Below are 15002 nucleotides of genomic sequence, written 5' to 3'. Positions count from 1 at the left end.
CGCCGCGCGGGGAACTGGCTGGTCCGTCCGACCTGCCCGTCAGCCGGGTCGCAGTTCTCGGCGAAAGGCCCGGACGGTCTCGCCGGCCGCGAGGACCACGTCGACCCGCCCGTCTGCCGCCGGTGTCCGGCCTACCGACCGCACGGTCTTGCCCGCGTGCGTGGCGTACTGGGACGCATCCGGCCCGGTTAGCTCCGGCCGAAACACCCACTGCAACACCACCGCCGTACCGCGCCCACCACACGCCCCCGCGCTGGTTCGCCGATCATGCCCGCCACAACCCATTCCTTCCCCTAACGATCGATAACGACAGCCAGACCCGACAAAGGGACAGGCCGGCAGGTCCGACGCATCAACCAGCCAGCCGGTCCGCGCCGAGGCCCATCAGACGGCCGGCGCGCAGATCCCACGGGCGATCGCACCGTTGCCCGCGTCCCGATCGACCGGCTCGAAGACCGGTGGTCCCGCGGCGACCGGCTCATCCAGATCTGCGCCGGCGACCCGCTCAGCGTCACCCACACTCAGCGCATGCTCCTCAAGGACGCCCTTGTTTTCGCCCGTCCACGCTGGACACGCGGATCGCATGAGCTAGCCCGACGCTGTGGGGCAGCGATCAGTCGGAGAGGCCTGGTGTGCCGCTGTGTCGTGGTCGGGTTGGAGGTCTAGCACGGTGTCCAATCCGGTCAGGGTGAGCAGCCGACGCAACTGAAGGGATGGCCGGTCGATCACCAACCGGCTACCCACCTCCTCGACGTGGAACGACAGCCTGACCAGCAGCGACATGCCCATCGAATCGCAGAAGGTCAGCTGGCTGCAGTCGAGGACAAGCCGGATGGGTACCGGCCTCAACGCCTGGTTGGCGGCACTCTCGAGCGTGGCGCTGGTGTTCATGTCGAGCTCACCGCGAGCGACGATGACCACCGCGTCGGCCTGCCGCCGCACGTCGCAGCTCAAGGTTGGCGCCACGAGTTCAGGATATCCAGCCCGGCTGGTGTCGGGCGGCCGGAAACGCCACCGCCACCGGCCGCAGGCGACAGGCGTCCCTGCATCGCAACGCGCCCGGGGCCACCCGGCGTGCTCCGCCGCCTTCGCCGCCTGAATGAGCAGCGGTCATCGGCCACGGGTAGCCCTCGCCGTCCGGGCCCGCGTCAGAACCTCGAACGGATCGGATCAGCGGGGGTGGGCTGAGGCTTCCGGCCGGGGCGGGTGATCGCGGGTAGCCGCTCGGCGAGGCGGCACATCGCGGCGATGACCAGCATCGGGTGCGAGTAGCCGCCGTACGGCGGCTCGCCGGCCGGACGCCGACTGGGTTCGCTGAGCGAGTCCACGTAGAGGTTGGCGAACGTGGTCACCGCCAGCAGGTCGAGCCTACGGTCGGGCCGCCTCATGAGGTCGACCAACTGCTGCTCGTAGACGGTCAACACCTGGTCCAAGACGTGATCGCGGGCCGCGTCGTCGAGGACGTTCTGGCCGTACTCGGCACGCAGGTCGGCGATGGTGCGGACTGGCTGGCCGTTGAGCCGCGTCTGGCAGATCTTGCCGCGGCGGACCTGCCAGGTTGCCCGGCTCCCCTTGGCGCCGGCACGATCGTCGGGGCGGTGAACAGGCCCAGCAACCCGGTCACCTCCAGCACTCTGCCTCACGCGGCGTGATCCACTCGGCCGGGGACTGCGGTAGTCGACGCCGCTCCACCCAGGCCTCCTTGATGCTGGGGACTTTTCGTGTATCGATGGCGTATCAGAAATCGCATACGTCGTGGCAACAGTCTTCCGTCTTCAGTGGAGGCGTGGCTGATGACGGAGGATGGGACAGGCGTTCGCTGTTGCGGGGAGCCGCGGTGCTGACCGGCGCCGCTGTAGCCGCACCGCTGGTGGGCGGGGCGGCCGCAGCGCTAGCCGACACGACCGACGCGGACGCACTGTTCAAGGCAGGGAAGTTCGAGCAGGCCGGCCGCGCCTACGAGCAGATCTTGAGAAAAGACCCCACGAACCTGCACGCGGCCCGGCGGCGCGGCCTTGTGGCGCTACTGGTCAACCGGTTCGCCGAGGCCGAGAGGTATCTCATGATGGCCCTCGAACTGGCGCCCGCCGACAGGCAAACCAACCAGTTCCTGGCCGACTGCTACACCCGGCAAGACAAATTTGACCTCTCCGTACCATGCTGGCGAGCAGCCGGCGACGAAGCCTACGCCGCCTGGTTCGCGGCGGTCCAAGGCGAGGCGTATGAGATCCACGGCGACCTCACGCGGCTGAAGTGGCTCAGGATGGACCCGTCTCCGCTGGTTGAGGCCTCGGTCAACGGCGGACCGACGAAGCGCTTCACGTTCTACACCGGTTCCCCGTGGCTGGGCTTGTCCTCGCAGGTAGCCAAGGAAGCGGGACTGACCTCGGTCTACAGCCAGGAGATCGAGTTCATGAACGGCAAGATGTGGATGCACTTCGGGGTGCTGGAGTCGTTCAAGCTGGGCGGCATCGAACTGCGCAACATCCCCGTGGAGTGGTCGGAGTCGGACACTGTCTCGTTGGATGAACATGACCACGACGGCATGATCGGCACGTGGGTCTTTCATCATTTTCTGACCACCTTCGATTACGCGGGCCGATGGCTGATCTTGCGACGCAAGACCCCCGAAACTGCCGCGAAGGCACGCGCCGACGCCAACCGGGCCGGCGTGGAGCCCTTGCCGCTGTGGCTGGGCCGCGAGGGCGCGAGCCTCCACAGCAGGGGCAGTATCGACGGCTCCGGCCCTCGGGTGGTGGGCGTGAACTTCGGTGGAGAGGGCGAGATCGCCGCGGGCATGTCCGAGGAAACGGCCAAGCAGTTGCGGGTACGCATCGACTACGACCGCCCTATCGAGACCTTTGCCCACAGCCACCCAGCCGACGTCTACCCCTGCTACCCGAAGGAGATCCGCCTCGGCGTCGCCGTCGCCAAGGACGCCTACTCCTACGCGAACAAACGAGGGTCGACCAACCCCCTCGGGTTCGACGGGCTGGGCCATTTCCCGCACAGCTTCTTCAAGCCCTACACCATCACCCTCGACTTCACCGACATGAACCTCTACATCGCCCGCGGCGCGGCCACCTGACCGCCGCAAGTACACGGGCGCTGCCCGGCCCGATGAAGTCAGTTGGAGCGCTCACCGTGAATTTCAGGATCCGCCCGGCAGGACCGGACGACGTCGAAACCTTGCGGACCCTCGTCGCCGCGATGGGATATGAGGTCAGCTCCCAAGAGGTTCATACGCGTCCGCAGGCGCTTCCCGAGGCCCACGCCGTGTACGTGGCGGAGTCCGGGTCCGAGGGCACCGGCTGGATCCATGTTCTGATCAGCCATAGCCTGATTGTCGGACCGAGGGCCGAGATCGCCGGCCTGGCGGTCGCGCCGTATGCCCAAGGGCGGGGCGTAGGATCGGCTCTCCTTTCCGCGATCGAAAAATGGACGGCGCAACGCGGCGTCCGGACAATCTATCTACGATCCGGAGCGGAACGGAAAGAAGCGCATGACTTCTACCTCTCGCGCGGCTACGAAGCGGTGAAGACCCAGCTCGCCATGACCAAACGCCTAGGGTTTATCTGATGGATCGGTACGCCGCAGAGACCTCGAGGAGCGGATCGACCGGCTCAGCCGCAGGGATCTCCGGGTTTCGCCTCGGGTCTCAGCTGGAGTCCGCGGCGGCCGTCTACTCTCGGTGACATTCGGGTCCGCCGGCACGGACCGGCCGGCGAACAGAGTGGCGTCGTGGCGCCTGATCTAGTGGCGGCCGGGGCGGACATGGCAACCGCTCTAGGGGGACGGGCCCCCGCCCCGGCCTACAGCGGGTGGCCAAACCCGCCACCATGAGAGCGGCCGTCCGCCGTCACGCGTTACACCACCGCCACGGGCGAAGCGGGCCAGGGCTCGCACCGGCACGTTCCTCGGCACGTCGACGGTGTGCCACGGGAGGCGGTGGCCGCGCGGAGATCTGCTACCGCACGGCGGGGCTCATCTGGATGTGGGGCGCCGCGTGCGTGGCGATCGACGTGGTGCGCTGACCACCGTGGCGAAGGTGGTACCACCGGTCCTGCCGTCGGTCCGTCTCTGGTTGCCGGCTCGACCGCCGAGAAGTCTCGTCCGCATGAGCGTTACTTTCTCCCACGACGATGTCGGCATCGCCGTGAGGCCTGAGGACCTTGATGCCACCATTCAGTGGTACGCGAGCAAGCTCGGTTTCGTCCTTGACCAGCGGTTCGATTCCCACGGCACGACGTTCGCCTTCATTATCAGCGGCGACGTCAAGATCGAGCTGTTGGCAGGCGCGTCTAATCGACGTGAGGCACGGCCCGACAACGTCTTTGCGAACATGGATCCGGAGCGTCTGCACCATTTCTGCCTCGCTGTCGAGGACCTCGACACGACCGTGTCCCATTTGCGCGATAGCGACGTGCCGGCTTCCCCGCCTCCGTGATCAGTCGGCGCAGCTCAAGCGACGCCCGTCCCCTGTGCAGCAGACGCCATCGCAGACCGTCCAACGCGATCGCTTGGCAACGCCTACGCCGGTTCCAGCAGATCATGGCCTACACCTGCATGAACACCGCGGCAGCGGCAGGTTGAGCAGGACTACCTGCGCCGGATCGTGCTCCGCGAACCCGGCTGGTAGACGTTTCAGCCCGCTTGCCGGGGCTCGCGCCGACAGCGACGAGGCGCGCGATGCTGGACAGTCCGGCGCCGGTCGACATCGATAGCTGACGAACTAACCGCAATAAGCTCGTCCTGGCCGGGCACCTGCCGCACCCACCTGCGGGCCGCGCTTGCGCAGGCGCGCCGGAACGCGGGCCGCGTCCGGGCGCGGGCCACCGGCGTGTCCGCCGGCGCCGTCCATCTCCCGCGGTGGGCCGCACCCAGCCGTCCCATCCCGCCTGACCGCTATGCCCACGGCACACGAATCCGACCGGGACTACATCGGCGGTAGAACGGGAGTAGATCGACTCTCCTCAGTATGGGGAGAATGTGGAGATCCCTCATGGCCGCTGGCTTGACGGTGGTTCTGTTGCAAGGGCCGGCGGTGCCGGCCTCAGCACGGGTTGTGCCCGCGCCGGACGGCGGCGCGAGCGCGAAGCTTGACTGGTCCACGGCCGCCAAGCGCGGCCCCGCGCCCACGTCCCCGCCTTTCCGGCCGGTGGAGCCCGCGCCGCTGGCCCGCAGTGAGCCCGCGCCCGGAGCGAAGGCGACCGCGCTGCCGCGGCCGGTGGCCAAGGACGTGACCCTCACCGGGAAGCCGGTCCAGGTAGGGCCGATCACGGTGAGCGCGTCGACGCGTTCCGCGCTGGAGCCGACGGTACGCGTCGAGGTGCTGCCCGAGCGGCCGGGCCTGAGCGGCTTCGCTTTCCGGATGTCCGCAAAGGGCGGAAACGCGGGAGACGCGAAGGTATCCATCGACTACTCGGACTTTGCGGAGCGCTTCGGGGCGGGTTACGCCGACCGCCTCAAACTTGTCGCGCTGGACGGCGGCGACACCGTGCCGGCCACGAACGACCGCAAGGCCAAACGGCTGACCGCCCGCGTCGCGGTGGGCGCGCCGGCAACGTTCGCCGTGATGGCGGGCGCGGAGGGCGAGGAGGGGTCGTTCAAGGCCACTCCGCTGGCGTTGTCCGGCGACTGGCAGGTCGGGGCCGGGTCGGGCGAGTTCACGTATCGATACGACTTCCCCCTGGCCGAGTCGCCGGCTGGGCCGACGCCGCAGGTCGGGCTCGGCTACTCCTCCGGCGCCGTCGACGGAATGGTGTCCGGGCGTAACACACAGAGCGGCCCGGTGGGGCTGGGCTGGAGCGACTTCGCCAACTCGTTCATCGAGCGGCGCTATAACTCCTGCCTGGACGACGGCCAAGCGACCGCGGACCTCTGCTGGCGCTCGGAGAACGCCACGATCGCGCTCCAGGGCCGCACCTCGGAGCTCGTCCCCGTCCCCAACTCGAACCCGAAACAGTGGCGGCTCCGGAGCGACCCGCGCTGGCGGGTGGAGTGGCGGACCGGGGCGGACAACGGCGACAACGACGGCGAGCACTGGGTGGTCACCACACCCGACGGCGTGCGGTACTTCTTCGGCCTCGGCGAGAACCCCGACGTCGGCGTCGAGACGAACTCCGTGTGGACGGTGCCGGTCTTCGGCGACGACGCCGGCGAGCCGTGTGCCACGGCAACCCCCGTGGCGTGGTGTACCCAGGCGTGGCGGTGGAATCTCGACCTCGTCATCGACCCCAACGACAACGTGCAGCAGTACGAGTACACGAAGGAGATCAACCATTATTCGGCGCTCAACGGCTGGCCCGGCTTCGAGCACGTCGAGTACGTGCGGTCCGGTGTGCTGCGGGTCATCAAGTACGGCAAGCGTCGGGTGGAGACGGAGCCCTCGGCCGAGGTGCACTTCGACACCGACTACCGCTGCCGTGCCCTGGAGGGTTGCGCGGCGCCTACGCCCGCGACGGCCGCGAATTACCCGGACACGCCGGTCGACCTGATGTGCTTCACCGCCGTGTGCGGCCAGCACACACCGACGTTCTTCACCGCGCTGCGCTACACCGAGGCGACGGCGCACGTCGACGACGGCGGCACGATGGTCGAGGTGGACTGGTTCCGGCTCTCGCACTCCTTCCCCGACCCGGACCTCAACCGTTCCGGCGACGAGAAGCTCTACCTGCTTTCCGTGCAACGCATCGGCCGGTACGGCGAGGACATCGCGCTGCCGGCGGTCATCTTCTTCCCTGTCCTGCTCGCCAACCGGGTGGACACCGCGGGCGGCGCACTCTCGGCGATGCCGCACTACCGGGTAGGCGCGGTCGTCAACGAGTTCGGCGGACAGGTCGCGGTCACCTACGGCCGGCCGCATCCGTGTCCGGACCCGATTCCCAGCACACCGAACTGGGATCTGAACACCCGTAACTGTTTCCCGCACTGGCACGCGCCGGAGGGCGCGGCCGCGGGCTTCGCGGTCTTCCACAAGTACGTGGTGACCCGGGTCGAAGCGCGTGACCCGATCGGCGGGTCGCCGACCGTCGCCACGAACTATCTCTACGGCGACCAGGTGCAGGCCGGGCTGCCCAACGGCGCCTGGCATCACGACCGCGACGAGTTCTCGCCCAACAGCGTGCAGAGCTGGTCGGAGTGGCGCGGATACCAGGACGTGAAGCTGACCCAGGGCACGTCGACCCGGCGGCTACGCGTCTTCCGAGGGATGCATCGCGACCGGCTGGCCGGCGACGCCTTCCCCGGGCCCGGCTCTCGCGTCGCCACGGTGTCCAGTATGGACGGTACGGTGACCAACGTCGCCGACGAGAACTGGCTGGCCGGTCGGGCCCTGGAGGAGCTCAACCTGCGCTCGGACGGCACTGTCGAGTCGGCCGTCATCCACGGCCACCACACCGCGCGTACCGTCGACGCGCTCGGCCCCGATCCGCTGGACGACGCGTGGTTCGTGGTGCCCAACGACACCGTGGAGCGGCTGCGCCAGGCCGACGGCGGCTATGCCCGGCGCCGGATCCAGGTCGTCGTCAACGGGTTGCTGGGCACGCCGGACCGCATCATCGAGCACGGCTGGACCGCGGTCGCCGGTGACGAGCGCTGCACCCGCATGGAGCCGGTCGTCAACGCCGACGCGTGGCTGCTGGACCACCCGTCGTCGACGACCCGCTACGCCAACGGAACCTGTACGGGGGCCGAGGTCGCGCGCAGCGAGTACGCCTACGACGGCGGTACCGTCGGGCAGGCGCCCACCAAGGGCAACCGCACCACCGAGCGCACCAAGGTCGACGCCACGACCTGGTCCGTCACTCAGACCACAGTGGACGCGCTGGGCCGGCCGACCCGGGTCACCGACGCCAACGGGCACCACGTGACCACCGCCTACAGCCCACCCGTGCGGTACCCGGCCGTCATCACGGTCACCAACCATCTAGGACACGTCGCACGCACGGACTGGAACAGGCCGATGCAGGCGGCCGCGACAGAGACCGACGCCCGCGGCCGGCGGACCACCTACGTGTACGACTCGCTGGGCCGGACGGTCGACGTGCGCCGGCCGACCGAGCAGGGCTCCGGCGCGCCGGCGACGTTCCACTTCGGATACGACATCGACCCGGACCGGCAGCGCCTGCCGGTCGTGCGCACCAGCGCGCTCCAGGACAGCGTGGGCGGGTCGCCGCGGTACGTCGACTCGTGGGCCGTCTACGACAGCCAGCTCCGCGAACGCCAGACCCAGCGCCTCTCCCCCGAGGCCGGCAAGGTCATCGTCCGCGCCACCACGTACGACGACCGAGGCCTGGTGGCCTTCGCCTCGGCGCCGCAAGCTGTCACGGGCGTCGCCGGCGCCGGCCTCCTCGCCGCGCCGGCCGGCGGCTGGGCCAACGACGTTCAGACCGCCTACGACGAGCTGCGCCGGCCGGTGTGGGAGATCAACCGGGTCGGCGGCGCATACCGCAGCTCGACCGCGATCGAGTATGCCCACGACTCCATGAAGAAGACGCCGCACCCGCCGGCGGGCGGCGTGACCCGCACGGTCTTCGACGCCTACGCCCGGCCGGTCCGGGTCGAGGAGCTCGACGGCTCCACGTGGCGCGCCACCACCTACGGCTATGACAGCGCCGACCACCTTGTGTCGGTGCGCGACCCGGCCAACAACACGATCACCGACACCTACGACATGGCCGGGCGCCGCGTCGCCACATCCGATCCGGACACCGGCAACTGGACGTTCGGCTACGACCTGGCGGGAAACCAGACCCGGACGACCAGCCCGACCGGCTTACAGCTGCACACCATCTACGACCCCCTGAACCGTGTCGTGGAGAAGCGCCGCGACTCCGTCACCGGGACGCTGCTGGCCAGCTGGGCCTACGACCGGGCGGGCGAGACCGGCCTGCTGGACCGGTCGACCCGGTTCGACCCGACGGGCACCTGGGTGCTGGACGTCGCCGGCTACGACGACCGGGAACGGCCGACCGGCCACACCTGGGTCGTACCGACCGGAGCCACCGGGCTGTCCGGCTCGTACACGCTCAGCTACGGCTACGACGCCGCCGACCACCGCACCCGGATCACCTACCCGGCCGTTGGTGGCCTGCCCGCCGAGACCGTCACCACCTCCTTCAACACGGTCGGATTGCCGGAGACGCTGACCGGCGACGCCGAGTACGTCTGGGGTGCCGCCTACGACGACCGGACCCGACCGGTCTGGATCCTCTCCGGATCGCGGACCGTCCCGTTCTCGCGCACGTTCGAGTACAACAGCGACCAGCGACTCGCGCGCCAGGCCGCAGGCGGTGGAAGCACGCTGCTGCAAGACATCCGCTTTACCTACAACGACACCACCGGCGACGTCGTCCAGCGGGACACCACGTTGAACGGCCAATCGTGGCGCGAGTGCTACGGCCACGACGACCTGCGCCGCCTGGTGCGCGCCTACACCACGACGGGTACCTGCGCCACCGGCGCCCCGGGCACGGGCGCGGCGCCGTACGACCACAGGTACCAGTACGGCGTCGACGGAAACCTCACCGCACGGGTCGAGGGCGGCACGACGACGAACTACACCTACCCGGCCGCCGGCACCGCCCACCCGCACGCCCCGACCGCCGTGGGGAGTTCCCTCTACACGTGGAACGCCAGCGGCGAGCTAGCCACCCGCACCGTCAACGCGCAGGCCGAAACGTTCAGCTGGACCGCGGAACGGCAACTGGCAAGCGTCACCGGCCCCGGCGGCGGCTCGTCGTTCGTCTACGACGCCGACGGCCAGCGGGTGCTGCGCCAGAGCGCGGGCGGCCGCACCCTCTACATCGAGGGCCACGAGATAACCGCGACCGGCTCCGGCGTCACCGCCACACGTTCCTACACCTTCGGCGACTCGCTGGTCGCCACGCGCGGCGCGACCGGCGTGGAGTACCTGGCCACCGAGAACCAGGGTTCGGTGCAACTCGCCGTGCCTACCGGCGCGACCACACCGAGCCGCGTACGCACGTACCTGCCCTACGGCAAGGAACGGTCGGCCACCGGCACGGCCCGGACCGACCGCGGCTTCGTCGGCCAGTTCGAGGACACCTCCACCAGGCTGGCCTACCTCAACGCCCGCTACTACGACCCCGCCATCGGGCGGTTCATCTCGGCCGACCCGGTCTTCCGGCCAGAGACACCACAGACCCTCAACCCATACGCGTACGGCCTGAACAACCCGGTGTCGCTCTCCGACCCGTCCGGATTGGACGCGTGCGACACCCCGGACTGCGGCGACAGCTTCACACCCACCAAGAAGAAAAAGAAGAAGCCCACCAAGGGTGCCGCGAAGGCCAAGGTCGCGAAGAAGGTGAAGAAGGGCATCAGCATCAGCCAGAAGGCCGAAAGCCCTTCGTTGTCCGAGGCGACCGCGGACGCGATCGACAAGGCCATCGACGACGTAATGAACAACGAGTTCAGCGGGCGTGGCGTCTGTCTCGGCGGGACCGCAGGCCCCAAGAAGGAGTCCGCCCTGTACGCCAACGGGTGTCTCGTCGTCCTCGAGGACGAGTGGGGCGTGCTGCTCGACGTGGGCGACATGATCGGCAGCACGGGGCCGAGCGGAGAAGCCACGACCCTGATCACGAACGCGCACACGCTCGATGACCTCAGGGGGTACGGCACGTGCGCGAACGCCACCGTGAACCACCTGTCCGGCACCATGTGTGTGAGCCTGATGCAAAGTGGCGACGGCCTGGTGCCCAGCGGCATCTTCGTCTGGATGCCCGGGGTGTCCACCAGTAAGTCCGGCGGCGGTGTCAGTTTCGGGTACACCCGGGCGCACTCGTTCGGCCGCCCGCCTCCGCTGGCCAGCCGGATCCTCGACTATGGGCTCGAACGCTTCGTGATGCAATGCCACGGCGATTTGGTCGGCTGCGCAGAAGGCATCATCGGCGACACCGTCGACCAGTTCATCGACCAAGTCCTCCCCACCGAAATCTCCTTCCCGGAGCTGCCTGACATCGGGTTCGAGAGTCCGTTCGAGTGGCCGTGACCGGGTGAGAGGGGGCGGGCCTACCGGCCCGCCCCCTCGTTGTCCGCTGTCCGAATAGGCCGGTGACGCACGTCGATCTGGAGCGCACCCCAGCGCCTTACGCCAAGCTGTACGGATGAGATGGCGGGTGCTCGGCCCGGTAGGGGTCTGGGACGGTCACACCTGGATGTCCGTGCCCGCCGGCAAGCAGCGGGAGCTCCTGGCGATCCTTCTGCTGCACCCGGGGCAGTTACTGGAGCGGGTGTGGCTCGTCGAGACGCTATGGGACGGCAGCGGCCCGCCCTCCGCCGGCCGCCTCCTGGCGCACTACGTCTGGCGGCTGCGGGGCCTGCTCGGCCACCACGCGGACCGGCTGCGCACCGTGCCGTCCGGCTACCTGCTGGCCGCGAGCGACGACGAGCTGGACCACCAGCGGTTCGGACAGCTGCTCGCCCTGGGAACCGACGCGGCACGCGAGGGAGATCCGCGCCGGGCGACCCGCGCGCTGACCGAGGCGATCGCGCTGTGGCACGGGCCGGCGCTGGCCGACGCCCGGACACAGCCGGTGTTGCTGGAGGCCGCCCGCCGGCTGGACCAGCAGCGGGTGGTCGCCCGGGAGGCGCTGGCCGACGCGCTGCTCGCCGTCGGCCGGCCCGCGGACGCGCTGGTACACCTGGAGGAGCTGACCGCGGACGAGCCGTACCGCGAGGCGTCCTGGCGGCTGCTGATGCTTGCGCTGTACCGGGTCGGACGCCGCGTCGACGCGCTCGCCGCCTACCAGCGGCTGTGGAGGTTCTGGACCGATCAGCTGGGCATCGAGCCCAGCCACGAGCTGCGGGACCTGCACCAGCGACTGCTCGCCGACGACCCATCGCTCACCACGGTCCCGACCGTGGCAGCCACGACCGCACCCGCCAATGCCTGGGTGACCGCCCGGCAGCTACCCACGGCGGTCCCGCACTTCGTAGGCCGGGCCGCCCAGATCAAAGAGCTGAGCGGGTTGCTAGACACCGACGGCGGAGTGACGATCTTTGTCATCGGTGGCACGGCCGGCGTGGGCAAGACCACGCTCGCCCTGCACCTGGCGCACCGGGTCGCCGCGGACTTTCCGGACGGGCAGCTGTACGTCAACCTCCGCGGCTTCGACCCCGCCGGTACCATCATGACCTCGGCCGAGGCCCTGCACGGGTTCCTGAACGCCTTGGGGACACCGCCGCAGCGGATACCGGTCGGCCTGGACGCGCAGGCCGCCCTCTACCGAAGCCTGCTGTCCGGCCGGCGGATGCTGGTCGTCCTGGACAATGCCCACGACTCCACGCAGGTCCGTCCGCTGCTGCCCGGCGCTCCCGGCTGCCTGGTGCTGGTCACCAGCCGCAACGACCTGTCCGGCTTGGTCGCCGCCGACGGCGCCCACCCCCTCGGCCTCGACCTGCTGCCCCGAGAAGAGGCACACGAGCTGCTGGCCCGCCGGATCGGCTTCGACCGGGTCGCCGGCGAGCCGGGCGCCGTCGACGAGATCATCACCCGCACCGCCCGGCTTCCCCTGGCCCTGACCATCGTGGCCGCCCGCGCCGCCACCCACCCACGCTTCCCCCTCGCGACACTCGCCGCGGAACTCGCCGACGCCCGAGACCGGTGGAACTCGCTCACCGGCGACGACCCGGGCAGCGACGTGCGGACCGTCCTGTCCTGGTCCTTCCGCACCCTCACCGCCGGCGCCGGCCAGCTGTTCCGCCTGCTCGGCCTGCACCCCGGTCCGGACATCTCCGCGCCCGCCGCGGCGAGCCTCGCCGGGCTGTCCCTGACCGAGCTGCGGCCGCGGCTGGCCGAGCTGACCCGTGCGCACCTGCTTACCGAGCACCTCCCGGGCCGGTACAAATTCCACGACCTGCTACGGGCCTACGCCGCGGATCTCGCCCGTGCCCACGAGCCCGAGGACGGGCGACAGGCCGCCATCCACCGGATGCTCGACCACTACCTGCACAGCGCGTACGCCGCCGACCGGATGCTGGACGAACACCGCGACCGGATCACCCTGGTGCCGCCGCGGCGCGGCGTCGTGCCCGAAGTCCTTGCCGACTACCGGCAGGCGCTGGCGTGGTTCACCGCCGAACGCGCGGTCCTACTGGCCACTGTGGACCAGGCCGCGGGTTCTGGATCCGACAGCTACGCCTGGCAGCTTGCCTGGACCCTCACCCCCTTCCTCGACCGGCAAGGGCACTGGCACGAGTGGATCACGACCCAACAGGCCGGCCTTGACGCCGCGCGCCGAGTGGCCCACCTCCCCGGCCAGGCCCACGCCCACGTCTACCTCGGCCGGGCCCACGCCCAACTAGGCCTACACGACCTCGCGCACGCCCACCACCGGCAGGCCCACCGGCTCTACACCGAACTCGGCCACCGCACCGGACATGCCTACACCCATATCAGCGCGGGCATGATGGCCGGCCAGCAGGGACACCACCAGGAAGCGCTCGACCACACCCAGCAGGCCCTCGACCTCTACCTGGCCGCCGGCAACAGCGCCGGACAGGCCCGAGCTCTAAACAACATCGGCTGGTACCTCATCCAGCTCGGCCACCATCAGAAGGCCATCACCTGCTGCCAGCAGGCACTCGCCCTACACCGCAAGATCGGCCACCGCTACGACGACGCCGCCACCTGGAACACCCTCGCCCACGCCCACGACCGCCTCGGCCACCACCAGCAGGCGATCGACTGCTTCCACCAAGCCCTGCGGCGGCAACGGCACAGCGGCTGGCGCAACGGCCAAGCCTCCACCCTCAACAGTCTCGGCGACACCTACCACACCGTCGGCAACCAAGACGCGGCCCGCCAAGCCTGGCAACAGGCCCTCGACATCCTCGACCAACTCCACCACCCCGATGCCGACCACGTCCGCGCCAAACTCGGCGCTGCCAACCCACAGGCCACCTAGTGTGGCGTGTCTGAAGTGATTTGACGGTTGGCTTTGGCGAGGATCGGGCCAATGTTCGGTACCTCGCACTCCGCCGCCCACCGGGTCATCGACACCCTCGGCCCACTGCTGCCCTGGCGCCGGTCCGCCGCCGGCCGGCCTCGATCGCGCGGGCCAGCATCCGCAACCCCAGCACCGGCTTGGTCGCGAAGCGGACCTCGCCGCCGATGCCAGCCTCCGGCCGGCGGGCCAGGTCATCGCACCAGGCGCGAGGCAGGTACAGCTCCCGGTCCAGCAGCACCCGCCCACGTGGGCTGGCATACGAAAGAAACACCCCGAGCTGGCAGTTCTCGACCCTCCCGGCGGTGCCGGAGTACTGCCGCTGCACCCCGGCGGACTTGACACCCTTCTTCAGGAAAGCCGGTCTCATCGACGATGAGGACCCCGTCCCGGTCGCCCATCTGCTCGGCGACATAGCCGCGGAGGTCGTCGCGGACCGCGTCGGCGTCCCAGCGGGCCGCGTTGAGCAGACGCTGCATCTTGTCCGGAGTCCGGTCACCGGCCGCCTCGGCCAGAGTCCAGCCGTTCTTGTCCGCCAGCGGCGACAGCAGCCCGAGCAGGTAACTACGCGCCTGTCGACGTGGCTCCACCCGACCGAAACGCGGCGCCACCACTGCCATGAGATCATCGAACGCCGACATCCACTCGGGCACCGCATCGACCGACACGATGCGACAGTCTATATAGGACGGTCGCTACCCCCGACCGGGCCACAGGCTGCCCCAAGACGGCTTGCTGACCAGGCAAGACGTCAAAGCGGAAGTGCGGCTGGAGTACTAGTGACGGCACCGGCCTGTAGGGGCGCCGCGCCCAGGCTGGCCGTCCGGCTATGCACATCGAGCTCGTCATCCTGGATCCGTCGTCGCCCATTCGGACCAACCCGAGCCGGGCGGAGCCAATGCCCTACGCCGCATCTCGAACAGACGAGGCACCTACGAGCCGCTCGTGTCCACATGGGACGCTGCGTCCCGCCAGTAGGCTGAAGAGCGGCAGGTCAAGCCCAAAATGCAGAGATGGGTATCGATATCAGTG

At 69.4% G+C, this 15002-nt stretch carries 7 protein-coding genes and 2 pseudogenes; 6 read left to right on the top strand and 3 right to left on the bottom strand.

Features of this window, described 5'->3' with window-relative positions:
• Nucleotides 1–588 precede the first annotated feature (588 nt).
• Together ACTMTJ_RS34510 and ACTMTJ_RS34505 are read right to left on the bottom strand one after the other, a co-directional pair.
• Nucleotides 589–966: an STAS domain-containing protein gene (locus tag ACTMTJ_RS34510; protein WP_441222873.1), complete on the bottom strand. Its 378-nt coding sequence runs from the start codon at nt 964–966 to the stop codon at nt 589–591.
• Between the two features lie 182 nt (nt 967–1148).
• Nucleotides 1149–1643: a hypothetical protein gene (locus tag ACTMTJ_RS34505; protein ID WP_441222872.1), complete on the bottom strand. Its 495-nt coding sequence runs from the start codon at nt 1641–1643 to the stop codon at nt 1149–1151.
• Nucleotides 1644–1786: 143 nt separating this feature from the next.
• Here ACTMTJ_RS34505 and ACTMTJ_RS34500 point away from each other — a divergent pair, with 143 nt between their 5' ends.
• The 6 genes and pseudogenes from ACTMTJ_RS34500 to ACTMTJ_RS34475 form a co-directional block, all read left to right on the top strand.
• Nucleotides 1787–3088, top strand: a complete 1302-nt coding sequence (locus ACTMTJ_RS34500) for an aspartyl protease family protein (protein ID WP_441222871.1) — start codon at nt 1787–1789, stop codon at nt 3086–3088.
• Nucleotides 3089–3144: 56 nt separating this feature from the next.
• Nucleotides 3145–3579 (top strand): GNAT family N-acetyltransferase, encoded by a 435-nt coding sequence (locus ACTMTJ_RS34495; protein ID WP_441222870.1) that lies wholly within the window; start codon nt 3145–3147, stop codon nt 3577–3579.
• 538 nt (nt 3580–4117) lie between these two features.
• The gene (locus ACTMTJ_RS34490; protein ID WP_441222869.1) at nt 4118–4447 is read left to right on the top strand and encodes a VOC family protein; all 330 of its coding nucleotides are present in this window, start codon (nt 4118–4120) and stop codon (nt 4445–4447) included.
• Nucleotides 4448–5002: 555 nt separating this feature from the next.
• Nucleotides 5003–11014 carry an RHS repeat-associated core domain-containing protein gene (locus ACTMTJ_RS34485; protein WP_441222868.1) on the top strand — a complete coding sequence of 2004 codons (6012 nt, stop codon included), beginning with the start codon at nt 5003–5005 and terminating at the stop codon, nt 11012–11014.
• Nucleotides 11015–11129: 115 nt separating this feature from the next.
• Nucleotides 11130–13931 (top strand): BTAD domain-containing putative transcriptional regulator, encoded by a 2802-nt coding sequence (locus ACTMTJ_RS34480; protein WP_441222867.1) that lies wholly within the window; start codon nt 11130–11132, stop codon nt 13929–13931.
• A gap of 27 nt (nt 13932–13958) precedes the next feature.
• Nucleotides 13959–14065, top strand: a pseudogene (locus tag ACTMTJ_RS34475) (IS5/IS1182 family transposase); the annotation flags it as partial.
• A 2-nt stretch (nt 14066–14067) separates the two neighbouring features.
• On the opposite strand, the pseudogene ACTMTJ_RS34470 reads toward ACTMTJ_RS34475, so the two are convergent.
• Nucleotides 14068–14611, bottom strand: a pseudogene (locus tag ACTMTJ_RS34470) (IS701 family transposase); the annotation flags it as partial.
• Nucleotides 14612–15002: the final 391 nt, after the last annotated feature.

Origin of the sequence: Phytohabitans sp. LJ34 (assembly GCF_052068095.1) — a bacterium.
GTDB lineage: Bacteria > Actinomycetota > Actinomycetes > Mycobacteriales > Micromonosporaceae > Phytohabitans.
Note: the sequence above shows the minus strand (reverse complement) of the source record. Positions and strands in the feature narration are given on the sequence as shown.